A 22886-nucleotide genomic window follows, 5' to 3' on the forward strand; every position below is an offset into this window, starting at 1 on the left:
GCGCTGGCCGATGCCGGCTCGCGGAGTCACAGCGGCTTGGTGGCTTGGGCAGCTATCCTTTTTGCGTGCCGGACTTCGGTGTTTCCGCTCGCCGTTCGGGCGCGGCCGGTGTAGGGGAAACGACTCTGAAACTTGCCGCGCGATGCCTACAGTTCAGCATTACTAATGAATACAACGAGATCACCTGATGAATGCCCGCGATGAATCCTTAACCGAAGCGCACATCGCCGATTTGGTAAGGCGCTTTTATGGCAAGGCGGCCGCCGACCCGGAACTGCAACCGATTTTCGATGCCGCCATCGACGACTGGGACGCGCACCATCGCATCGTCGAAAACTTTTGGTCGCATGCGTTGTTGCAGACCGATCGTTACCACGGCACGCCTTACCCGGTGCATGCCCGGTTGCGTTTAAAATTGACACACTTCGATCGCTGGCTGGCGCTGTTCAGGGAAACCGCTATCGAAGTGTTGCCGGCTGAAGCGGCCGGCCGGGCCATCGCCAAGGCGGAACAGATGGCGGAAGGCTTTAAACACGGCCTGTTTTTCGATTACAACCCCGCCAAGTCGCGCTGATCCATCCGGATTCTTCCGTCGGAAATCATCCAATTTCCCCGCTGCAAAACCGACGAGCGGAGACCGCTGTAGGCCGCCGTGTATAAAACCTTTGCATTACAAGGCTTAAGTTTTCTATAATCGCCGGCTTTTTAGGGCATTTTGCCCTGTCCCTTGCTTCATCGCCATCCTCGGCGGGAGGCTGTTTAAACCGTAAGGAGAAATCATGCGTCATTACGAAATTGTCTTCTTAGTCCATCCTGACCAAAGTGCTCAGGTGCCGGCTATGGTAGAGCGTTACAAATCCACCGTCGAAGAGGCGGGCGGAAAAGTCCATCGTCTGGAAGATTGGGGCCGCAGACATTTGGCCTACCCGATCAAAAAAATCCACAAAGCCCATTACGTGCTGATGAATATCGAATGTGGTCAAGCCACGCTGGAAGAACTGGAAGCCGGTTTCCGCTTTAACGATGCCATCCTGCGCAGCCAGACTCTGGCGCAAAAAGAAGCCGTGACCGCGCCTTCCGCAATCGCCGTCAGCGGCGGCGACGGCCAAAAATCCGGCGGCCGCGGCAAGGACGAAGTCGAGGAAGAGCAGGAAGAGCCTGGAACGCCCGCCACGGAAGAAACCGAAGCGGCTGCGACCGATTCCGAATAATTTATCGAGAGTAATAACATGGCACGTAACAATATCAGACGTAAAAAAGGCTGCCGTTTCAGCGGCGAAGACGCAATCGTCATCGATTACAAAGATCTCGATCTGCTCAGCGAATACATTACCGAGACCGGCAAGATTATCCCCAGCCGCATCACCGGTACCAGCGCGAAATATCAACGGCAACTGACCTCGGCGATCAAACAAGCTCGCTTCCTGGCGTTGCTGCCGTTCTGCGACGCGCATAAATAATTGACGCCGGAGAGGAGGGCGGCGTGCGGTTTTTAGCGGCTTTCATCATGAAAGGACGGATGTCGGCAATGACGGTGGCCTCCACCGCCGCATTGCTATCGTTGCCTTTTCCTCCGGCAAGTATTGTAAGTTCGGCCTCGGTGGCCTTGGTCACATTGCGGCGAGGCGCCAGCGAAGGCTTGTATGTACTGATCTGCGCCTGTCTGGCGGCCGGCTTATTGAGCTTGGTTTTGCTGGGCGGTTACCAATTCGCGCTGCTGTACGGCTTGGTCTTGTGGTTGCCGGTTTGGCTGATTGCCATCGTGCTGCGGGAGGGCCGCTTGCTGAGCGTGGCCGTCGAAACGGCGGTGGGACTGGGTATTCTGGCGGTGATTGCCGTGTATTTGTTTTTGAGCGAGCCCGCCAATTTGTGGCGCGGCGTGCTTGAACTGCTGATACAGCCCATGTTGGCGGCCAATCCGGATATTCCGGCGGCCGACGTGAAACAAGCGGCCGATAAGTTCGCGCATTACATGACTGGCGTTGTGGCGGCCGGAAGCATTTACGGTTTGTTGCTGGGCTTGTTTTTGGCGCGTTGGTGGCAAGCCTTACTGTTCAATCCGGGCGGCTTTCGGAGCGAGTTCATGACGTTGGCCGGACATCGGCCGCTGGCGTTCGCGACCCTGGTCTTGGCTGGATTCGCCGCCGCAACCTCCGGTGTGGCTTCGGAGTTAAGCTGGAATGTATTGCTGGTGCTGTTCGCGCTGTACACGACGATAGGCACCGCCTTGCTACACGCGGTGTTCTCGGCCGGTAACTGGGCGCGTTTCATGGTGCCGCTGCTGTATATCACGCTGGTTGCCGTGCCGCACGTCATGGCGTTAATCGCGCTATGCGGCGTCGTCGATCCTTGGCTGGACTTACGTAACAAATTCAAATCCAACGGAGCCTCAAGCTCCTAATTTTCGACCGAGGGTCGATACGAGGTAATTAAAATGGAAGTCATTCTTCTGGAAAAAACCGCCAACTTGGGCAACCTGGGCGATAAGGTCAGCATCAAGGCTGGCTACGGCAGAAATTATTTGATTCCGCAAGGCAAGGCCGTGTTGGCCACGCCGGCGAAAATCAAGGAATTCGAAGAACGCCGCGCCGAGCTGGAAAAACAAGCCGCCGACAAGTTGGCCGCCGCCGCCGCTCGTGGTGAAGCCTTGAGCAAATTGAGCATCGTCATTGCCCACAAAACTGGCGACGAAGGCCGTTTGTTCGGTTCCGTCGGGACCCACAACATTGCCGACGCGGTCACCGCGGCCGGCGTTAAAGTCGAGAAACACGAAGTCCGCCTGCCGAATGGCGTGATTCGCAATATCGGTGAGTACAACATCGCATTCAACCTGCATGCCGATGTGGTCGTGACCTTGCCGATTAAAGTCGTCGCCGAGTAATCCGACATGATCGTCGTAACCGGTGGGGCCGGCTTCATCGGCAGCAATCTTGTGCTGGGGCTGAACGCTCGCGGTTACGACGATATTTTGGTGGTCGATCATTTGACCAACGGGGTCAAATATAAAAATCTGGTCGAGTGCCGGATCGCCGATTACCTGGATAGAACTACTTTTCTGGAGCGTCTCCAACAAGGCGCGTTCCGGGCCGAAGCGATAGAGGCGATTTTCCATCAGGGGGCTTGTTCGGCGACGACCGAATGGGACGGCCGTTACATGATGGAGAATAACTACGAATATACGAAGACGCTGTTCCATTATTGCCAAAGCCATAAAATCCCGTTCATTTATGCCTCCAGCGCCGCGACCTATGGCGCCGATCCGACGTTCAAGGAAGAGCTGGCCTACGAAGGTCCGCTGAACGTCTACGGTTATTCCAAATTTCAATTCGACCAATACCTGCGCCGGCAGCCACGGTTGACCGCCCAGGTTGTTGGCTTGCGTTATTTCAACGTTTACGGCCCGCGCGAAGCCCATAAAGGCAGCATGGCCAGCGTTGCGTTTCATTTGAACAACCAGATCAAACAAGCCGACGCGATCAAACTATTCGAAGGTTGCGACGGTTACGGTAACGGCGAACAACGCCGCGACTTCGTTTACGTCGGCGACGTGGTCGACGTCAACCTATGGTTTCTCGATCATCCGGCGGTGTCCGGTATTTTCAATTGCGGTACCGGCCGCAGCCAGACCTTCAACGATGTCGCCAACGCGGTTATCGCCTATCACGGTCGCGGTCGTATCGAATACATTCCCTTCCCAGAGCACTTGAAAGGCTGCTATCAAAGCTTCACCGAAGCCAATCTCGATAAATTGTGCGCCAGCGGTTGCGATCTGCGGTTTAAGACCGTCGAAGAAGGCGTGCGCCTCTATATGGAATGGCTGAATAGCTAAAACCCAACGCTGCGAACGATTCCGCCTTCGAGGAGGCTGGATTAGCGTTCCGGCCTCGCATACCTAAGGTATTGCCATCACTTGCCTGATATCCCAGGTTTATCCATCAACATAAGTTGATTCCCGGCCTTGCCTGAAACTCCCGTCTTCATTCGTCCGTATTCAACTTTCCCAATCCGATTGCTACGTTAAACCGCCCAAGCGCGCTCATTTGCTCTAAGCCGTAGCCGATTACTGGCCTATATCGTAGTCCCGCTATCGGGTGGGTAGCTGGCGTCTGCGCGGGAACGCATCTCTTGGCAGAAAGCGCTGCCGGTTGGATGGTCGATAGGATGCCATCGCTGCCAATCAAGGCGTTTTCAAGCCGGCGAGTAGGCATAGGTGAACAGATTCGCCTCCATCGAAGCCGGCGACGAGGGTATCGACCTTTCAGTGACGTATATTGATGTTGGAAACGCGTCCTTCCGCTGTCCAGTGACGTCCTTCCAGCGTTCCGTGACGTGCTTCCGCGCTTCCGTGACGTCCTTCCAGCGTTGCGTGACGTGTTTCCGCGCTTCCGTGACGTCCTGCCAGCGTTGCGTGACGTGTTTCCGCGCTTCCGTGCCGTACTTCCAACCTTCCGTGACGTGTTTCCACGTTTCTGTGAACGACCAATCGCTGCAAGCCCTGCCAGCCGTGGCTTGCAGCGGTTTTCCCCCAACGTTGGAAACACGTGTAAAAACTGTTCCGGGACAGGTATGAAAGCCAGCGTAGCGCTGGCTGTTTAAAAGTGCGCGCCGATCCGTTCGCTAAGGTGCTTTTGGGGACCGGGCATCGCGCGCGGCAGCCAAGCCGCAAGCTACTTCACCGCTGCCTAGAATGGTCTAAAAAGTGGAAACAGCATAGAATGGCTACTAATTACGCATGGCGAAGTTTTTGGGCGTAAAAATTTGCGGGTTGGGAATGTATTGGTAGGTGGCTTACGACCCGAAGCCGACAAATAAGATTAAATTGAAAGGGCGGCAAATGGGAAATAAGCTGTCCTTCAAAATGTAAGTACGACTAGCTCACGTAATCGCACATTTCCGCACATTTCAAGGCCAACACTTCTCCAATTACTCTATCTATAATTGGAGCAGACTATCAACAACGGGTCGTCATGCACGGAACTCTATCTGCAACAACCAACAAACAATTTTATGCATCTTTCAAGAGCCCCTTGGCTAAATATCGAAGCAGTTTGTGGTGGTGGCTGATTGCTTCCTGGGTATTTCTTATTGTCATCAGCAAGAAACACGAATACGGCAGGCTTTGGCTTCCGATTGTTTTCACATATGTGGTTGTGGCGATATTCGATAGCATTCTTAAACGCCGATTGTCCTACCACCAACCAATTGTCACATTGGATGACGATGGCATAGAATCACAACTGTTTGCCGGAGCAATTAAACGGCATAGCTGGGGCGAATTGGTGGAGGCAAATGTTTCCAAAGTCAATAACATGCCTTTCATTCAATTCAGATTGCAAGCTTTGGTAGGAGTTATTGATGACTCTATGTCCTGGACTGGCATTAACCCCGCGCGACCAGTGTTACCTTTATCGTCTTTGTCTGCAGAAGATCAAATCGAGTTGCTGGAAATAATCAATCAGCGTTTGGGTTTCGCTCAATCAACTAGCAAATCCGTTGGTAATTCTAGCGTCAGTCAATCGACCAACAATTTCGCCACTAATCCGCTTGCCGAGGAAAAAGCGTTTCATGATCAGTTGGAGGCTTGTGCTCCCATAGCATGGGTCACCTGGTTGCTAATCGGTGTCAACATATCGATTTGGATTGCAATGTGGTATGCCGGAGCGGAAATAAAGCAAACGCCGCCCGTGCAACTGCTGAGCTGGGGTGGTAATACTGCGTTTGATGTTCAACGTGGCGAATGGTGGCGATTAGCAACTGCCATGTTTCTCCATGGCAGCCTAATGCATTTAGGTATCAATATGCTGGGGCTATATGTGGTTGGAATAGTGGTAGAGCGTATATATGGTCATTTGCCTTTTGCACTGCTTTATTTAGGTTCCGGTTTGATCGGCAATGGGCTCAGCCTCTATTTCGGTGCGCAATACGCAGTTTCCGCAGGTGCGTCCGGGGCTGTGTTAGGCGTCGCTATTGCGCTAATGGTTGGTTTGTATCAACACAGGGAGCGCTTGCCAAAAATTTTTAGGAAACGAAGGTTGAGCAGCATAGTGTTGTTTGTTTTTTATGCTTTGCTCCTAGGATTAGCCAATCGCGGCATCGACAACGCAGCGCATATTGGAGGGATTCTGGCTGGTTGTTTATTGGGCTTGCTGTTGCCGGAACGCTTGGAGATGGAAAGTTTCAAAAAGCGAGTCAAACAAAACCTAATAATCGGTCTGTTATCGACACTTATCACTACAATAATTTTGGTCGTGATGTCGCCGCAGGCAACATTAAACATTAAATCAGAATTAAGAAATCAAGCATTATTGATTCAGGGAGCTAATGGTCTTTTTCACGAACTCGTATTACTTGACTTAGATATAGTTACTTTTCGACATGGACGCATGTCCGCCTCCGAGTTTGATTCTAAGGTCAAAAACACTTACCTTCAAGGCCTCAAACAAGCGATACAACAATTATCAGAAGTCAGATTGGTAGAATCGGATCGGCGGTTGCAGATGTTGGAAGAGATGAAACTATCAACGGCTATATTGGTATCGATTTTGGATCTATCCTCCCTTCAAAAACCTGTAACCGGTAAAACTGAGCCAACCGATCTTGAACGCGCAACCCTTATCAAAGACAAGCTAATGGCAATAACCGCTCGCATATTGCATGAGAGCAAGCAATCCCCTAGGACGAAGTAGCCTTCGGAATCGTTCGCGACCGGTGTGGTTCGTAGATACACAACACCGACTGCTTTTCGCTGGACACTTGCCATTTACGCGTTTGGCTCGTCTGACAGCTTTTGGCCGGTTTCGCCCCCACATAAACCTGAACTTGTCCGATAGCTCCTTAGGCGGGGGCTTGGCAATCTTTAAGCGAGTCGATTTCCTGTTCACCGGCTTTTGGTGGGTTGCCTCGACGGGTGAAGGGTAAGTATTATAGCGTGGCTTTATGGCTGGTCCCGCAGCTTAGAAATTGATGCCCGGTTCCCGCTTCCCGTGTCGATGGCCGGGAAGCCGGGCGGGTTTGGCGCAACAGCGCTGAATCTTGCTATGTTAGGTATCGGAAAACTCAAGACTGCCCGTGCGGGAACGGCTTCGGTCGCGGCTAAAGCCCTTCCCACGCGGGTATTTTTCTTCTACGGCGCAAAACCGTTTCGTGGCTATTAACTCGCCGAATACACCGGAAACCGCTTGCACAAGGCGGAGACTTTTTCCCGTACCGCGGCAATTACGCTGTCGTCTTCCAGGTTGTCCATCACGTCGCACATCCATTGGGCGATTTCGCGGACTTCGGCTTCCTTGAAGCCGCGGGTGGTAGGCGCCGGGGTGCCGACGCGGATACCGCTGGTGACGAACGGCGATTGCGGGTCGTTGGGTACCGCGTTTTTGTTGACGGTGATGTGGGCGCGGCCCAAGGCGGCGTCGGCGGCCTTGCCGGTGATGCCTTTCGGGATCAGCGAGACCAGCATCAAATGGTTGTCGGTGCCGCCGGACACCACGTCGTAGCCGCGTTCGATAAATACCGCCGCCATCGCCCGAGCGTTTTTGACCACTTGTTCCTGATAGGCTTTGAATTCCGGGGTCAAGGCTTCCTTGAAGGCCACGGCTTTGGCGGCGATCACGTGCATCAGCGGGCCGCCTTGGATGCCGGGGAAAATGTTGGAGTTGAGTTTTTTCTCCAGTTCCGGATTGGATTTGCACAGAATCAAGCCGCCGCGCGGGCCGCGCAACGATTTGTGGGTGGTGCTGGTGACCACGTCGGCGATCGGCACCGGGTTCGGATACAGGCCGGCGGCGACCAGACCGGCGACGTGGGCCATGTCCACCACCAAGTAGGCGCCGACCTTATCGGCGATGACGCGGAAACGCTGCCAGTCCCAAATCCGCGAATAGGCCGAGAAGCCGGCGATGATCATTTTCGGCTTGTGTTCCAAGGCCAGTACTTCGACTTGCTCGTAGTCGATTTCGCCGGTGGCCGGAACCAGACCGTATTGAATCGCGTTGTAGATTTTGCCGGAGAAATTGGGCTTGGCGCCGTGGGTCAAATGGCCGCCGTCGGCCAGGCTCAGGCCGAGGATGGTGTCGCCGGGTTGCACCAAGGACATGAATACCGCCATGTTGGCTTGCGAACCGGAGTGCGGCTGGACGTTGGCGTAATCGGCGCCGAACAGTGCCTTGGCGCGGTCTATGGCCAGTTGCTCGACGACGTCAACGTATTCGCAGCCGCCGTAATAGCGTTTCTCGGGGTAGCCTTCGGCGTATTTATTGGTCAGCAAGGTGCCTTGGGCCTCCAGCACGCGCGGGCTGGCGTAGTTTTCGGAAGCGATCAATTCGATGTGGTCTTCCTGGCGGCGGCGCTCGTTTTCGATTGCCTGGTTCAGCTCGTCGTCAAAACCGGCGATGGTCATCGATGCGTTAAACATGGTTTTCTCCTAATGGGGTTCGGGTTATTCGTTGGGATGCAGCAGCAGGATTTGCAAGTCCGCCACATTGGTGCCGGTGGCGCCAGTGATCAGCAAATCGTCGGCCGCTTGCAGCGCGGGGTATGAGTCATTATCGGCTAGCCGTGCCGCCGGGTCGAGTCCCGTCGCGCGAATTCTGGTCAGGGTGTTGCCGTCAACGATGGCGCCGGCCGCATCGGTCGGGCCGTCGCGGCCGTCGGTTCCGCCGCTGAGCAGCGTCCAGCCGGTTGTCAGGCCGATACGCTCTGCGCTTAGCGCGAAAGCCAGCGCCAGTTCCTGGTTGCGGCCGCCCTTGCCGGCGCCTCGCAACGTGACCGTAGTTTCGCCGCCGGCGATCAGCGCGGTCGGCTTGCGGATTTCCTGCAATGTGGATTGCGCTTTCAACGCCAATTGTTCGGCAACGGCGCCGGCTTCGCCGCACAATTGCGTGCTGTAAAGCTGGGTTTGATAGCCCAGTTCCGCCGCTCGCCGCAGCGCCGCGTTCACGCTGATGGCATTGCCGCCGATTAAGGCGTGGCTCGCGTTACTGAACAGCGGATCGCCGGTTTTCGGAGTCTCCGGGAGCAAGCCTTGCGAGCCTTGCTGTAAATGGCTTTGGACCGCTAGTGGTATTTGTTGGGCTATGCCGAATGAGTCCAGAATGGCGATGGCGTCGGCATAAGTGCTGTCGTCGGGCACGGTCGGACCGCTGGCGATCGAGCTTAAATCGTCGCCCAGCACGTCGGAGAGTATCAAGGCATGCAGGTCGGCCGGCGCGGCGAGTCTGGTCAAGCCGCCGCCTTTCAGTCGGGAAAGATGCTTGCGCACGCAATTGATTTGACCGATGTCGGCGCCGCAAGCCAGCAAACGTTGGGTGACGGCGATCTTGTCGGCCAAATGCAGCGACTCGACCGGGTAGGGCAGTAGGGCAGAACCGCCACCGGAAACCAGCACCAGCACCAGTTCGCCGGCTTTAGCAGCGCTAAGACGTTTGGCGACGGTTTTGGCCGCGTGCAGTCCGGCCGCGTCCGGTAGCGGATGGCCGGCGCCGAACACTTGGCAATTCTTCACCAGATCGACGTTATCGTAGTTGGTGACGACAATACCTTTGTCCGCCAGCCAGGCGTGAGGGATGATTTCCTGGGCGGCGTCGGCCATCGCGCAGGCGGCTTTGCCGAAGGCGATCAGATGAATTTGGCGCCAGTTGCCGCTGCGCAGACTGTTGTGGTTCAGGCCGAGGCATAAATGCTCGCCGTCGGTTTGCAGGTGACGCCGAACCGCCAGACGGGGATCGGCGGCGGCGAGGCCGGCCCGAAATATCTCGGAAGCCTGGGCGCGGAAACGGCTAGCAACGGCCGGCATGGCGAATCGGCGCCGGCTTAGGCCATCGCTTTGGCGAGGTCGAAAATGATTTCGGCGTCGAAGACCTGTTTGTTGCTTTCGAATAATTTGGCGATGCAAGCGCGGTGCAAGGCCAGTTTCAAGGTGCCGAAGCCGATCGCGCCCCAGATGATTTTGCCGTGGCGCAATTCGCCTCGGTCCATGACTTCGGTACCGCCGATGCCGACCGGCGGCGTGGCGTTGGCGTCGGCCAGGATTTCCAGGTTAGGGTTGTGTTGCCAATGCTCGGGCTTCAGTAATTCCACGCCCGCCGCGCCGGTCGCCAGCACGATATTGGCGTCCTTGACCGCCTCGGCGCGGGCGTCCAGATCGGCCGCCTCGACGGGGGTCAGGTCAACATCGAAACGTTCCTTCATCGCAAAGCAGGCTTTTTCGGCGTTGAAAATATGCCGCGAGGTAATCGAAACTTGCGCGCCTTCCAGCGCCATCATCGCCGCCGCGCGCTGGCCCACCGGGCCGGTGCCCGCCAGCACCACCGCTTTTTTGCCTTTCAGACTGCCGCTGCTGGCAATTTTGGCGACCGCCGCCGCCGCCGTGGTGTTGCTGCCGTTGCTGTCCAGCATCACCGATACCTGAAAACCGGGGAAGAAATGCTGTTGCACCGCCGCCAGCAAGTTTTGTCCCGCTTCCATATTGCTGCCGCCGATGAAAATCGCGGTGTTTTTTTTGTCTTTCGGTGCGCGGGTAAATATGCAGCCGTCCACCAAGGCGCCGACGTTTTCCGGGGTTAGGCCGCCGTGGCCGATCACATGATCGGCGCCGCCGTCGTAAGCCACCACGGTATCGAAAACGGAGGGATGAGTATCGGTATCGAATTGAAATAACAACTTTTTCATTAACCTGCCTGTGTATCGGGAAAGAGAGATGCGGCGCGGCGCGGAATCCGGCGGGCCATTATACAGAAAGTTGGCGGTGCCGCCCGAAATCGGGGACGGCGGTACGGGATGGGGATTTGCAGTTGTTTGCCCAAATACTTTATGTCATATTGAAAAATCGAAAGTCGCCCTCCGGCGCGAGGATGACAGCTAATAATAATGAGGACAGTGGATGAAAACCCCCATCGATATTGCCGTAACCGGGGCGGCAGGCCAAATCAGTTACTCCCTGTTGTTTCGGTTGGCGTCCGGCGAGTTGCTGGGGCCGGAGCAGCCCATCGTGTTGCGCCTGCTGGAAGTCCCGCAGGCCATGCAAACCTTGCAAGGCGTCGTGATGGAACTGAACGACTGCGCCTATCCGTTGCTGCAAAAAATTGTCATGACCGACGATCCGAAAGTGGCGTTCGATAACATTGATTATGCGTTTTTGGTGGGCGCCAAGCCGCGCGGTCCCGGCATGTTGCGCGCCGATCTGTTGAAGGACAATGCCGAGATTTTCCGGATTCAGGGGAGAGCGCTGAACGAATACGCCAGTCGCCGCGTGAAAGTGTTGGTGACCGGCAATCCGGCCAACACCAACGCGCTGATCGCGATCAGCAATGCGCCGGATTTGGGGCCGGACTGCTTTACCGCGATGGCGATGTTGGATCACAAGCGGGCGATAGGGCAATTGGCGGAAAAGTGCGGCGTGATCAGCCGCGACATCAAAAACGTCATGGTTTGGGGCAATCATTCCTGCACTCAATATCCGGATTTGCATCACGCCAAGGTTAAGGGGCTGGATGCCTTGTCACTGGTGGAGCACGAATGGTTCGTCAACGAGTTCATTCCGACCGTGCAATCCCGAGGTACCGAAATCATCAAGGTGCGCGGTCAGTCCAGCGCGGCTTCGGCGGCGCACGCGGCGATCGAACATATGCGGATTTGGGCGCACGGCACCGAGATCGACGACTGGGTCAGCATGGCGGTGGCGTCCGACGGCAGCTACGGCATCGAGGAAGGCTTGGTGTATTCGTTTCCGGTGACCGTTGAAGACGGCCGGATCAGTATCGTCAAGGCGCTGGATCTGAATGCATTCAGTTTGGAGCGCTTGCGCTTGAACGAAGCTGAGCTAAAAGAGGAGCGACAAGCCGTCAAGCATTTGCTGTAAATTTGGAGTCGGCCGGGGCTGGCTTCCGATCCGGCCGGGCGGCCGCCCGCTGAAGGTGCCGCCTTCCGTGGCGGCTTTTGTTAACGAGGTGTTCCGGGCGTTGAGCCCTAGGCGCTACCGTTAACCGTAACGCCTATCCGAGAACTCAAGCCGCCGATTGGCGACGACGGTTGACGCCGATCAGGCCGGCGATCGCGCTGCCGAACAACCAGACCGCGCCAGGAACGGGCACCGGCGATGTCGCAAGGTCCAGTTTGTAGCCCGCGACGCCGCTGTTCCAGCGGTCGAAACCCACGCCGCCCAAATACAGTGAATAGACCTTGCCGGCTTCGGCGGTAAAGGTGTAGCCGATGGTATCGGTGACATTGTCGCTGTGGCCGATATTAGTCAGGCCGACGGTGCTGAACGGATTTTCCGCGGTAAACGGTTTTGCCGGGTTGCAACCGGGGCAGTTCCAGGAGCCGTGGTGGCTGTAATTGCCGGTGTTGGTGTCGGCGCCTTCGAATACGGTAACGCCGAAACGGCTGAACAAGCTATTGGTGGTGGACAGGTTGATCGTCACTTTTTGAGTCACGTCCGAGCTGATCAGGCCGATGTCGGTTTGATGTCTCCAGCCGGTTGGGCCGTTTACCGTGGCCTGTCCTTGAGCGTTCAGGCCGTTATCGTTCCAAGCACCGCCGCCGGTGTCGATTTCAGCTTGCGTGAAGCCGTTAACGGTGCCGGCGTATTTGGCGGAATCGGCGGCCGAAATAACCGCGCTGTCACCCGCTCCGCTCAATTGCACGGCCCAGTTCAGGTGAGACGATCCCGTGTAATTGAAGGGCAAAGCGTTGCCGGCGGTGCCGACCCAAGACACCAGCGTACCTTTGTTGCCTTGGCTTTCCGGACCGGTTGCCACGCTGTCCACATCGACGCCGTCGAAAGTACGAGTCCAGCCGTCGGTCGCGGTGACATCGGTGGTGGTAAAGGTGTTGTACATCGTCGTGGAGGCGATTGCCGAGCCGCTCAGCGCGGTGCCGGCGATGGCCAATCCAATGGCTTTGGCTAATACGGATTTCATAAGACTTACCCTTGTTTTTTGCGTAATAAATTAGGCGAATGTTTGTCGCTAAGGACCGGTTGACCGGAACCCTGGCGTTGCTTCGCCTGATATATTAGGCAATCCTTATGCCAATCCCGGTAAGCCATGTAAGACGTGGCTTACAAGTGATCGGCGATTCCCAAATGTTTTAAAACTGCGGCATATCACACAGGTGTGGCGTGAAATGCCTTGTTTTTTTAGAGGTAGTTTTCGGCGGCAATCGCCGGTTCATGTTGGCGGTGTCGGGTTTTCGGTCGGTGGCGGGGTGGTTGTGGCGGGGAAGCGCGGCCCCCAGCGGAACGCCAGCGCTTCCGCCGTTGATTGGTTTTTAGGCCGACAAATGGCGGCGCGATTTTTTCGGCGCGGCTCGCAAGCCAGGCAATCAATCACGCGCGGATGGCATGAGCGGACGCCGCCAGCGTCGATAGTGGCGTGTTATATCGCTCGGCGATACGGCCGACTTGTCGGCAGGGGCTTACCGGTCGCATGCGGCAAGTCGGCTGGCGACCGGTCGAATCGCTTCAGTTCTCGGGGGGTAGCCGCGCGGTTTCGGTTTGGGTTTGCGCGTCCGGCACGATCTGCCAACCGCCGCCCAAGGCCTTGTAGACCGCGGCCAGCGCGGTTGCGGTGGCGGTTTGGCTTTGTGCCAGCAAGTCTTGGTTCGCCAGCAATTGCCGGTCGGCTTCCAACACCGTCAAAAAGTCGGAGATGCCCTCGCGGTAACGCAGGCGCGCCAACTCGACGGCTTTTGCGCTGGCTTCGGCGGCGGTGGTCAATTCGGCGCGGCGGACCCGCTCCTGGTTATACGTGACCAGCGCATTCTCGGTTTCCTCCAGGGCCAACAACACGGTTTGCTGATACTGCGCCAGACTGGCTTCGGCACTGGCATCCGCCGCCTTGATCCGCGCGTAGACCCGGCCGAGATCGAAGGCCGCCCAACTGATTTTCGGGCCGACCGAGTACGATTCCGACCCCGGCGCGACGACGTTGGACAAGGTGCTGGCTTCCAGCGACAGATTGCCGACGAAGGTTACGCGCGGGAACAGGTCGGCGGTGGCGACGCCGATTTGCGCGGTCGCCGCCGCCAGATTGCGTTCGGCGACCCGAATGTCGGGCCGGCGTTGCAGCAACTGGCCGGGGTCGCCGATTTGAATCGTCTCGGGCGCCTTGGGCAGCGGCTGGTCGGCCGACAGTTCGCCGGTCAATGCATCGGGGAGCCGGCCGGTCAACACGCTCAGGCGGTGGATGGTCCGGCTGATCGCGGCTTCCAGATTGGGTAGCGCCGCCCGGGTGTTGGCTAACTGGGCTTCGGCCTGGCGGGTATCCAGTTCGGTGCCGCGGCCGTTGGCCAGCCTGACCTGAGTCAGTTCCAGCGTCTGCCGCTGGTTTTCGGCGTTGTCGCGGTTGATGGCCAATTGGTGTTGCAAGCCGCGCAACTCGAAATAATTGCGCGCCACTTCGGCGATCAGACTGACCCCGACATCGCGCAGCGTGGCCTGTTCGGCCTCGGTCTGATCGTTGCTGGCCTCGACGCCGCGCCGCACCCGGCCGAATACGTCCAGCTCCCAGGAGGCGTCGAAACCCATGTTGTACAGCTTGAGTTCGCGCGGCACGAAGGCCCGGTTGTTCAGTGCCGAGGTACTGCGCTTTTGCTCGGTGTAATTGGCGTGGGAGGTCACGGTCGGTAACAGATTCAAGCCGGATTCCAGATACAAGGCCCTGGCTTGTTCCAGATTGGCGCGGGCGGCGGCCAGATCGTAATTGTGGGCGACGGCGGCATTCACCAATGCCTGCAACCGGCTGTCGCCAAACAAGGTCCACCAGTGGACTTCGACGTCGCCGGGCGCGAATTGCGGACCGCGGGCATTGGCGAAGCCGGCCGGCAGTTCGGTGGCCGGTTTCTGGTAGTCCGGGCCGACCGCGCAGCCGGGTAAATAGGCGGCTAACAGCAATATCGGCAGCGGCCGCAAGGTCGTTGAAAAAGTCGTTTTAGGCATCCTGATCTCCGTGGGCGGGACGAGCGGCGCGGGTCGGTTTGAGGCGTTGCGCGATCGCTTGCACCGTGACGTAAAACACCGGGGTCAGCAGCAGGCCGAACAGGGTCACGCCGATCATGCCGCTGAATACCGCGGTACCCAACAGCCGCCGCGATTCGGCGCCGGCGCCGGTCGCGACCACCAGCGGAAACACCCCCATGATGAAGGCGAACGAGGTCATCAAGATCGGCCGCAAGCGGATGCGGGCCGCCTCGACCGCCGCTTCGAAACGGTTAAGCCCTGTTTCCTGGCGGTGCTTGGCGAATTCGACGATCAAAATCGCGTTCTTGCTGGCCAGTCCCACCAACACGATGAAGCCGATCTGGGTGAAGATGTTGTTATCCATGCCGGCCAGCCAGACGCCGGTCATCGACGACAGGATGCACATCGGCACGATCAAAATCACCGCGAACGGCAGGGACCAGCTTTCGTACTGGGCCGCTAGCGCCAGGAACACGAAGACGACGCTAAGCGGAAATACCAGCAGCGCGACGTTGCCGGCCAAGACTTGCTGCAGACTCAGTTCGGTCCATTCGAAGTCGAAGCCGGGCGGCAGCGAGGACTTCAGCAATTGGTTCATCACCGAGATGGCTTGGCCGGAACTGACGCCGGGCAGCGTGGCGCCGTTGATTTCGGCGGCCGGGTACATGTTGTAGCGGGTGATCTTGTCGGGGCCGCTGATTTCATTGACCTTGGCCAATGCGCCGAGCGGTACCATGCCGCCGGTTTGATTGCGGGTTTTCAGTTCGGCGATGTCGTTGGGCTTCATCCGAAACTCGGCATCGGCCTGGGCGACCACTTGGTAGGTGCGGCCGAAGGCGTTGAAGTCGTTGACGTACAGCGAACCCAGATAGATTTGCAAGGTATTGAAAATATCGTTGAGCGGCACGTCCATCGCCTTGGCGCGAGCGCGATCGACATCCACAAACAATTGCGGCACGCCGGCCCGGAACGTCGTGAACAAGCCCACCAAGCCCGGTTGTTGGTTGCCTTGGCCTATCATCTCGTTGGCGGTTTGCTGTAACGCGGCGATGCCGGCGTTGTTGCGGTCCTGGATTTGCAACTTAAAGCCGCCGACCGAACTCATGCCGCGAATCGGCGGCGGCTCGAACACCGCGATGTAGGCGTCGCCGATGCCCGACAGGCGTTGGCCCAGGGTTTTGACCAACTGGCTGGCGTGGAGATCGGCACGGCCGGCGCGGGCGTCAAAATCGTCCAGCCGGGCGAACATGGTCGCGACGTTGGATTGGTTGGCGCCGGTCAAAATCGACCAACCGGCGTAGGCGTTGACGTGGGCGACGCCTTCGGTTTCCAGCATGATTTTGGTGGCTTTTTGGACAACGTCCTGGGTGCGGCCGAGCGCCGCCGCGTCCGGCAATTGGGCGTACAAAATCAAATAGCCTTGATCTTGCTGGGGAATAAAGCCGGTCGGCACTTTCTCAAAGGCCAGAAAGTTCAGACCATTCAGGCCGACGTACAAGATCAGTACCACCGCCGTGGTCCGTATCATCCGGCCGACCAGCTTGGAGTAGCCGACGCTGATTCGTTCGAAAAAGCGGTTGAACGGCACGAAAAACCAGCCGAAGGCCTTGTCGACCAAGCGGGTAAACCAGTCCTTGTCGCCGTGGGCGCGGTCGAGCAGCAGCGCGCACAAGGCCGGACTCAAGGTCAGCGAGTTGAACGCCGAAATCACCGTCGAGACCGCGATCGTCAACGCGAACTGCTTGTAAAACGCCCCGGATACACCGGTGATGAAGGCGGTCGGCACGAACACCGCAACCAATACCAACGCGGTGGCGATAATCGGCCCAACGACTTCGCGCATCGCTAATTTGGTGGCTTCGCGGGCACGCAGACCCTCGGCGATGTGGCGCTCGACGTTTTCGACGACGACGATGGCGTCGTCGACGACGATGCCGATCGCCAACACCAAGCCGAACAACGATAGGGTATTCAGCGATAAGCCCAGCGCCGCCATCACGCCGAAGGTGCCGATCAGTGATACCGGCACCGCCAGCAGCGGAATCACCGCCGCACGCCAGTTTTGCAGGAACACGATGACCACCAGCACCACCAGCAGCAAGGCCTCGAACAAGGTTTTGACCACGGCGTCTATCGATTGCTGCACGAACACCACGGTGTCGTAAACCAGAATGTAATCCAGGCCTTCGGGGAAGCGGGTTTTCAATTCCTCCATCGCCTTGACCACCGCCGCCTTGGTTTCCAGCGCGTTGGAGCCGGGCAGTTGGAACATCGCCAGACCGACGGTGGGTTCGCCGTCCAGATACAAGCCGGCGTTGTAATCCTTGGCGCCCAACTCGATGCGGGCCACGTCTTTTAAACGAGTGATCTCGCCGTTTTTGTCCTGTTTGATGACAATGTCGCCGAATTGCTCGGGATCGGTCAAGCGGCCCAAGGTGCTGATCGTATATTGGTAAGCGGTCGCGCCTGCCGCCGGCTGCTGGCCGACCACGCCGGCCGCGACCTGGACGTTCTGCTCGCGGACCGCGCTAACCACGTCGTTGGCGGTCAGGTTACGGGCGGCGATCTGTTCAGGATTCAGCCACAGGCGCATGCTGTAATCGCGGGCACCGAACAACAGGATGTCGCCGACGCCGGGCAGCCGCGCCAGCGTGTCGCGGATTTGCAGCAGGGCGTAGTTGCTCAGATAGACGCTGTCGTAACGTTTGTCCGGCGACACCAGATTGACGACCAGACTCAAGTCGGGACTGCGTTTTTTGACGCTGATGCCTTGCCGGCGCACCTCTTCCGGCAAGCGCGGCTCGGCCAAGGCGACCCGGTTTTGCACCAGAACCTGAGCCTTGTCCAGATTGGTGCCCGGCTTGAAGGTAATGGTCAAAGACAAGTTGCCGCTGTTGGTCGAGTTCGACGACATATACAGCATATCCTCGACGCCGTTGACTTCCTGCTCGATCGGCGTCGCCACCGTTTCGGCGACGACGCTGGCGTTGGCGCCGGGATAGCTAGTGCTGACCACCACGGTCGGTGGCGCGATTTCCGGATATTGGGCGATCGGCAGGCCGATCAGCGCCAAGCCGCCGACCAATACGATCAGGATCGATAATACCGCCGCGAAAATCGGTCGGTCGATGAAAAAACGGGTGAAATTACCCATGACTTAGGCTCCTTGTACCGGACTCAACGCGATGCGTTCCGGATTGACCTTGGCGCCGGGCCGCAGCTTTTGCTGGCCTTCGACGATGACCCACTCGCCGGCCCGCAAGCCGTCGCTGATCACCCGCATTTCGCCGATTCGCGCGCCGGGCGTCACCTTGCGGTACTCGACTTGTTGTTCCTGGTTCATCACCCAAACGAAGCGCTGGGCTTGGTCGGTGCCGACGGCGCGGTCGGGTATCAGCAGCGCATCGTAGGGCGCGCCGCCTTGCACGCGCATTCGGGCGAAGAAACCGGGGCTGAGCAGTTCGTCGGGATTGGCGAATACGCCGCGCAACGCGATCGTGCCGGTGGCACGGTTTTCCTGCGGCGCCACGTAATCGAGCTGGCCGCGATGCGGGAAGCCGGTTTCGTCGGCGACCGCCGCCTCGGCCGGAGTGCCTTTCAGTTCGGCGGCGCCGGGCTGGCGTTGCAAGGCCTGGCGCCGGTATTTCAGCAAGGATTGCTCGTCGGCGTCGGCGTAGACGTAAACCGGATCGACCGAGGTCACCGTAGTCAACACGGTGACGTCGCCGCCGGTCACCAGGTTGCCGGCGGTCAGCATTTCCCGGCCGACCCGGCCGGCGATCGGCGCGCGAATCTCGCAATACTCGACGTTGAGGCGGGCGGCGTAAACGTTGGCTTCCGCCGATTGCACCGCCGCGTCGGCTTCGCGCCAGCCCTTGGCCCGCATATCGTATTCCTCGGTGGAAATGGCCTTGGCCTTAACCAAGTTTTCGGCGCGGCTCCAATCGTTCTTGGCCAGTTCGCGCTTGGACTTGGCGCGTTCCAGCTCGGCAATCGCGTAGTTCAACTGGGCCTTGTAAGGGCGGGCGTCGATGATGAACAACAGGTCGCCCTTGTTGACCTTGGCGCCAGCCGTGAAATTGACCTTTTCCAGATAACCGCCGACTCGGGCACGGACTTCCACCGAGCTGATCGCTTCGACCCGGCCCGTGTACTCGTCCCATTCGGTGACGCTCTGGGCCAGCGGCTGAGCGGCTTTGACGGCGGCCGGCGGCGGCGCGGCATTGGCGGCATTGCCGGTTTCACCGCAACCGCTCAGTAAAAACTGCAGCAAGGCCAGTAGCGCCACCGCGCCCGGCGGGAACGGCGTCGAGAAAAAAACGGCGGATTTGGCCGGCGGGACCGAGGGCTGATCAATTCGTGTCATGGCGGTTAACGCTCCTGCGCTATCAAAAACGGTAATACGTATTACCGTTTAGTCTAGGGTATCATCTTCGCTTAAGTCAACTGAATTTATTGGGTTTTACAGATGGTGAAATGCGGACGCCCCCCCAAGGGCGCTGAACAGCAAAGCCGCGATCGGGTATTGGACGCGGCGCTGCAATTGTTTCTGGAACACGGTTACGGCAATCTGGCGATGGAAACCATCGCTCGCGACGCCAGGGTATCGCTACGCACCATCTATAACGAATTCGGCGGTAAGGCCGGCTTGTTCGGCGCCCTGGTTAAGCGTTGCAGCGACCGCTTCATCGACACACTGGCCGGCGACATAGTTCCGGAGATAGCGCTGGTCGAGTTCGGCACGCAGTTTCTGTTTCGGGTGTCGCGCCCCGAAGTCGTCAGAATGCGGGCCATTCTGATCGGCGAGTCGCCGCGCTTTCCTGATCTGGCCACCCAATTTTACGAGCACGGCCCGCGCCGCACGCTGGCCTTGTTGAGCGCTTACTTTGCCAGGCAACAGCATCTGGGCCGGATTCGGCCGGCCGATCCGGAGTTTTTGGCCGACCAATTCGTCAGCGTCTTGCGCAACGAACGCTTTCAACGCCTGCAACTGGGACTGGAGCCGACGCCCGACGAGGCCGAGGTCGAAGCCTGGGTGCGGCAATCCTGCGAATTGTTTTTAAACGGTTGCGGTGCTAGCCACCCTTTGGAAGGTGGGGATCGAGAGTAATGGGTTTTGAAAATCTTACCTATCCCTAGTTTTGAATCAGCGTTATTTACAAGGCTAAATCTTAGCCCAGCGGCACCGAGGGCAAGGGTTCTCGCCAAAATCAATGAATTAAACCCAGTCAAACTCGGGAAGGCTTCCCGAGGCCGGTCGGGCCGCCGCCGTCGATAATGCCGGGCTTTTAGCCACTACCGGTCATTACGATGCAAAAAATTCTACTCTCCCTCGGCGCGCTGTTGTTGTCCAACCCCGTTCTGGCGCACGGTCCGACCCCGCAAAAAGCCAAGGAAAGCGTAACCATTCAGGCGCCGGTCGCCAAGGTTTGGGAAGCGGTCAAGAATTTCGACGACATCGGCCAATGGCATCCCGATCTGAAAGCCGCCGAAGGCGACGGCAAGAACGCCAGCGGCGGTACCCGCAAACTGACTTTCCAAAACGGCGAAACCATCGTCGAGGAACTGGATTACTACAGCGAGCCCGAGCACGAATACAGCTACCGTTTGAAAACCGAAAACGTCAAGGCCTTACCGACCAGTTCGCACACCGTCGATCTGAAAGTTACCCCCGGCGACGGCGCCGACAGCAGCGTCGTGACCGTGAAAAGCCGGTTTTATCGCGGCGACACCGGCAACACCCCGCCGGAAAACCTCAGCGACGAAGCCGCCGTCAAGGCCATGACCCAGTTTTTCAAGGCGGGTTTGAGCGGCTTGAAAGCCAAAATCGAGAAGTAATCGGTTGCCGGCGGTACCCGAGCTTCCGGGGCTCGCGACTCGCCAGCTATGCCGCCGCGCGGATTGTCCGTCCGTTGCGGCGAGCCTAAGCGGTTCGCCGAAAATTTAGCCCCGCCTCATAAGCCGGCGCCAGCCTCAGCGGGGTGTAGGCTTGACCCGCGATCAAACACCGCCGACCGAGGCCAAAGTCGTTTACAACGGAGTGACGTTTAGTACTCTATTCTGATTGACCCTAGAAACGTCCTAGGTGCGCCGAAGAAATGCTGGTTAAAGCCGTTGGCCGAGGCAAAATAGTATTTATCCAATAAGTTATCAACGTTGAATTGAACGGTAAGTTTGGAATTTCCTATTTTTCGTTGATAACTAGTCATTAAATTCATAGTGACGTAACCCGGCATTTGCACCAGATTTTCGTTATCCGCTTGGCGCTTCCCAACGACTACCGTCCCCGCGCCAAACTTCAAACCCTGAAGCTCGCCATGTTGAATTTCGTACACATTCCAAAGACTGCCTGAATTACGAGCAGCGTTATAAAGTCTTTTTCCTTGATTGCCAATACCGCCGTTAGAATCAACGTCTTTGGTGATATTTGCCACCGGGATATGCGCATAAGAGCCGATAACGTTCCATCCGGGCATGATTTCACCTTTTGCGTCCAATTCAATGCCTTGGCTCTGTGCTTCGCCAATTGATTTTGACAAGGTAAAATTTGTCGGATCGGTTACTCGAACATTTTGTTTGGTTAATTCGAAATAAGCCAAGGAAGCGGAAAAATGGCCGTCCCATAATTCGGTTTTTATACCGGTTTCCCATTGCTGGGCCGTTTCAGGTTTAAGCAATTGGCCGTTTCGATTTACCCCGTTATTCGCGCCGAAATTTTCCGTGTAACTGCCATAAACCGATAACTCCGGAATCGGCCGCCACAATAAACCGCCTCTCGGACTCACCCTATCCTCGTCTATCGTAACGGCACCGTTATTTAATTCGTCATGTCCTCGAGCATTGTCGTAACGCATGCCGCCAAGCGCAAAGACATTGTGCGGCAACTCCAATTGATCCTGCAGATATAAGCCGAACCAATCCGAACTGGTTTTTGCAACCGGTACCACATTGAAACTTGGCAAGCCGGTAGGCACCGGATTGAACACATTTATCGGGGTGCTAGGACTTGGGCAGCAACCTTCTTTAACATCGAGATCCTCGCGAAAGTAATCGCCACCCATCAACAATTTATGTTTCACCACGCCGGTATTGAATTTTCCGGTTAGATTGACGGTGGTGTAGTATTTTTCCCACGGCGATTCGGTCTTGAAAAAGCCTCTATCCACGTTTCCGGTCGGAGAAGACTGGCTGAAAAAGAAGCTGCCGATTTGATCGTATTGGGTCAATTCCGCATTGAATCGATGCGCAATTTCCCAATTGTCATTGAACTGGTGAGACCAATTCAAACCAACTAACACCCGGTCGGTGGTGACCTTGGCATCGGGTTCACTCAAAAACGAATTCCGGGGCGCTGCCACCGGGCGGTTCCCCAGGCCCGGAACGCCGGGATCGTTCAAATTCTCATCATGCAGGTATTCCAATTCAAATGTCGCTTTGGTTCGCGCGTCGATATTCCAGGTCAAGACCGGCGCGACAAATACACGCTCATTCCCAACATAATCTCGAAAACTATTATTGTCCTGGTAAGCCAAATTAAAGCGATACAGCAACGAATTATCGGAAGATATTGGCCCGGTGGCGTCGACGGTGGTGCGATATAAATCGTAAGAGCCGAATTGCTGTTGCAACGAGTAATAGGCGTGGGACAAAGGTTGCTTGGTTGTGACATTGATGATTCCACCCGGCTCGGTGCGTCCATACAACAGCGATGCCGGCCCTTTTAAAACTTCTATGCTTTCGATATTGGCGGTTTCTCGGCGATTGGTCGGTATACCGGCGGCAATCGGAAACGGTGCGCCGTCCCGATAAACCATCGTGGTATCGAAACCGCGAATATTAAAATGGTCGGAGCCTGTCGCGTCCCCGCCCGACACTACGCCGCTGATATTTCGCAATGCATCCTTCAAACGTATGACTTGCTGGTCTTCGATGA

19 protein-coding genes are annotated in these 22886 nt (G+C 57.2%); 11 read left to right on the forward strand and 8 right to left on the reverse strand.

The annotated features are described in order from the left end of the window. The 8 genes from AC3B8H_RS06540 to AC3B8H_RS06575 form a co-directional block, all read left to right on the forward strand. Window positions 1–188: hypothetical protein (locus tag AC3B8H_RS06540; RefSeq protein WP_488440808.1), on the forward strand; the 188-nt coding region annotated here is incomplete at its 5' end. Continuing rightward, on the forward strand, window positions 188–574 hold the full coding sequence (locus AC3B8H_RS06545; RefSeq protein ID WP_488440809.1) for a group III truncated hemoglobin: 387 nt from the start codon (window positions 188–190) through the stop codon (window positions 572–574). The genes AC3B8H_RS06540 and AC3B8H_RS06545, both read left to right, overlap by 1 nt. A 205-nt stretch (window positions 575–779) precedes the next feature. Beyond that, window positions 780–1211, forward strand: a complete 432-nt coding sequence (gene rpsF, locus AC3B8H_RS06550; RefSeq protein WP_488440810.1) for a 30S ribosomal protein S6 — start codon at window positions 780–782, stop codon at window positions 1209–1211. An 18-nt stretch (window positions 1212–1229) separates the two neighbouring features. Continuing rightward, window positions 1230–1460, forward strand: a complete 231-nt coding sequence (gene rpsR / locus AC3B8H_RS06555; RefSeq protein WP_013818223.1) for a 30S ribosomal protein S18 — start codon at window positions 1230–1232, stop codon at window positions 1458–1460. A gap of 140 nt (window positions 1461–1600) precedes the next feature. After that, the gene (locus tag AC3B8H_RS06560) at window positions 1601–2401 is read left to right on the forward strand and encodes a hypothetical protein (RefSeq protein ID WP_488440811.1); all 801 of its coding nucleotides are present in this window, start codon (window positions 1601–1603) and stop codon (window positions 2399–2401) included. 33 nt (window positions 2402–2434) lie between these two features. Continuing rightward, the gene (gene rplI, locus AC3B8H_RS06565) at window positions 2435–2881 is read left to right on the forward strand and encodes a 50S ribosomal protein L9 (RefSeq protein WP_488440812.1); all 447 of its coding nucleotides are present in this window, start codon (window positions 2435–2437) and stop codon (window positions 2879–2881) included. A gap of 6 nt (window positions 2882–2887) precedes the next feature. Beyond that, window positions 2888–3829: an ADP-glyceromanno-heptose 6-epimerase gene (rfaD, locus tag AC3B8H_RS06570; protein ID WP_488440813.1), complete on the forward strand. Its 942-nt coding sequence runs from the start codon at window positions 2888–2890 to the stop codon at window positions 3827–3829. A 1138-nt stretch (window positions 3830–4967) separates the two neighbouring features. Beyond that, on the forward strand, window positions 4968–6686 hold the full coding sequence (locus AC3B8H_RS06575; protein WP_488440814.1) for a rhomboid family intramembrane serine protease: 1719 nt from the start codon (window positions 4968–4970) through the stop codon (window positions 6684–6686). A 464-nt stretch (window positions 6687–7150) separates the two neighbouring features. Here AC3B8H_RS06575 and glyA read toward each other — a convergent pair whose 3' ends face one another. The 3 genes from glyA to AC3B8H_RS06590 are packed head-to-tail and all read right to left on the reverse strand — an operon-like array spanning window position 7151 to window position 10665. Then, the gene (gene glyA, locus AC3B8H_RS06580) at window positions 7151–8410 is read right to left on the reverse strand and encodes a serine hydroxymethyltransferase (protein WP_488440815.1); all 1260 of its coding nucleotides are present in this window, start codon (window positions 8408–8410) and stop codon (window positions 7151–7153) included. Window positions 8411–8434: 24 nt separating this feature from the next. After that, window positions 8435–9790 (reverse strand): glycerate kinase type-2 family protein, encoded by a 1356-nt coding sequence (locus AC3B8H_RS06585; RefSeq protein WP_488440816.1) that lies wholly within the window; start codon window positions 9788–9790, stop codon window positions 8435–8437. Window positions 9791–9807: 17 nt separating this feature from the next. Next, window positions 9808–10665: an NADP-dependent methylenetetrahydromethanopterin/methylenetetrahydrofolate dehydrogenase gene (locus tag AC3B8H_RS06590; protein ID WP_488440817.1), complete on the reverse strand. Its 858-nt coding sequence runs from the start codon at window positions 10663–10665 to the stop codon at window positions 9808–9810. Between the two features lie 211 nt (window positions 10666–10876). Between AC3B8H_RS06590 and AC3B8H_RS06595 the strand changes: the two genes are divergently transcribed. Beyond that, complete coding sequence (locus AC3B8H_RS06595; RefSeq protein WP_488440818.1) at window positions 10877–11854, forward strand: malate dehydrogenase; 978 nt, start codon at window positions 10877–10879, stop codon at window positions 11852–11854. Between the two features lie 145 nt (window positions 11855–11999). On the opposite strand, the gene AC3B8H_RS06600 is transcribed toward AC3B8H_RS06595, so the two are convergent. From AC3B8H_RS06600 to AC3B8H_RS06615, 4 genes are all read right to left on the reverse strand, one after another. Further along, the gene (locus AC3B8H_RS06600; RefSeq protein ID WP_488440819.1) at window positions 12000–12914 is read right to left on the reverse strand and encodes a hypothetical protein; all 915 of its coding nucleotides are present in this window, start codon (window positions 12912–12914) and stop codon (window positions 12000–12002) included. Window positions 12915–13456: 542 nt separating this feature from the next. Continuing rightward, window positions 13457–14932: an efflux transporter outer membrane subunit gene (locus tag AC3B8H_RS06605; RefSeq protein WP_488440820.1), complete on the reverse strand. Its 1476-nt coding sequence runs from the start codon at window positions 14930–14932 to the stop codon at window positions 13457–13459. After that, a complete protein-coding gene (locus AC3B8H_RS06610; RefSeq protein ID WP_488440821.1) occupies window positions 14925–18107 on the reverse strand; it encodes an efflux RND transporter permease subunit in 3183 nt (1060 codons plus the stop codon). The genes AC3B8H_RS06605 and AC3B8H_RS06610 overlap by 8 nt, the downstream gene beginning before the upstream one ends. A 3-nt stretch (window positions 18108–18110) precedes the next feature. Beyond that, window positions 18111–19319: an efflux RND transporter periplasmic adaptor subunit gene (locus AC3B8H_RS06615; protein WP_488440822.1), complete on the reverse strand. Its 1209-nt coding sequence runs from the start codon at window positions 19317–19319 to the stop codon at window positions 18111–18113. A 102-nt stretch (window positions 19320–19421) separates the two neighbouring features. Between AC3B8H_RS06615 and AC3B8H_RS06620 the strand changes: the two genes are divergently transcribed. Together AC3B8H_RS06620 and AC3B8H_RS06625 are read left to right on the forward strand one after the other, a co-directional pair. Beyond that, a complete protein-coding gene (locus tag AC3B8H_RS06620) occupies window positions 19422–20063 on the forward strand; it encodes a TetR/AcrR family transcriptional regulator (RefSeq protein ID WP_488440823.1) in 642 nt (213 codons plus the stop codon). Window positions 20064–20263: 200 nt separating this feature from the next. Further along, window positions 20264–20791: an SRPBCC family protein gene (locus AC3B8H_RS06625; protein WP_488440824.1), complete on the forward strand. Its 528-nt coding sequence runs from the start codon at window positions 20264–20266 to the stop codon at window positions 20789–20791. Window positions 20792–21000: 209 nt separating this feature from the next. Here the strand turns inward: AC3B8H_RS06625 and AC3B8H_RS06630 are convergent. After that, a partial coding sequence (locus AC3B8H_RS06630; protein WP_488440825.1) for a TonB-dependent siderophore receptor occupies window positions 21001–22886 on the reverse strand: 1886 nt, incomplete at its 5' end.

The sequence above is a fragment of the Methylomonas sp. BG-2 genome (assembly GCF_057766305.1).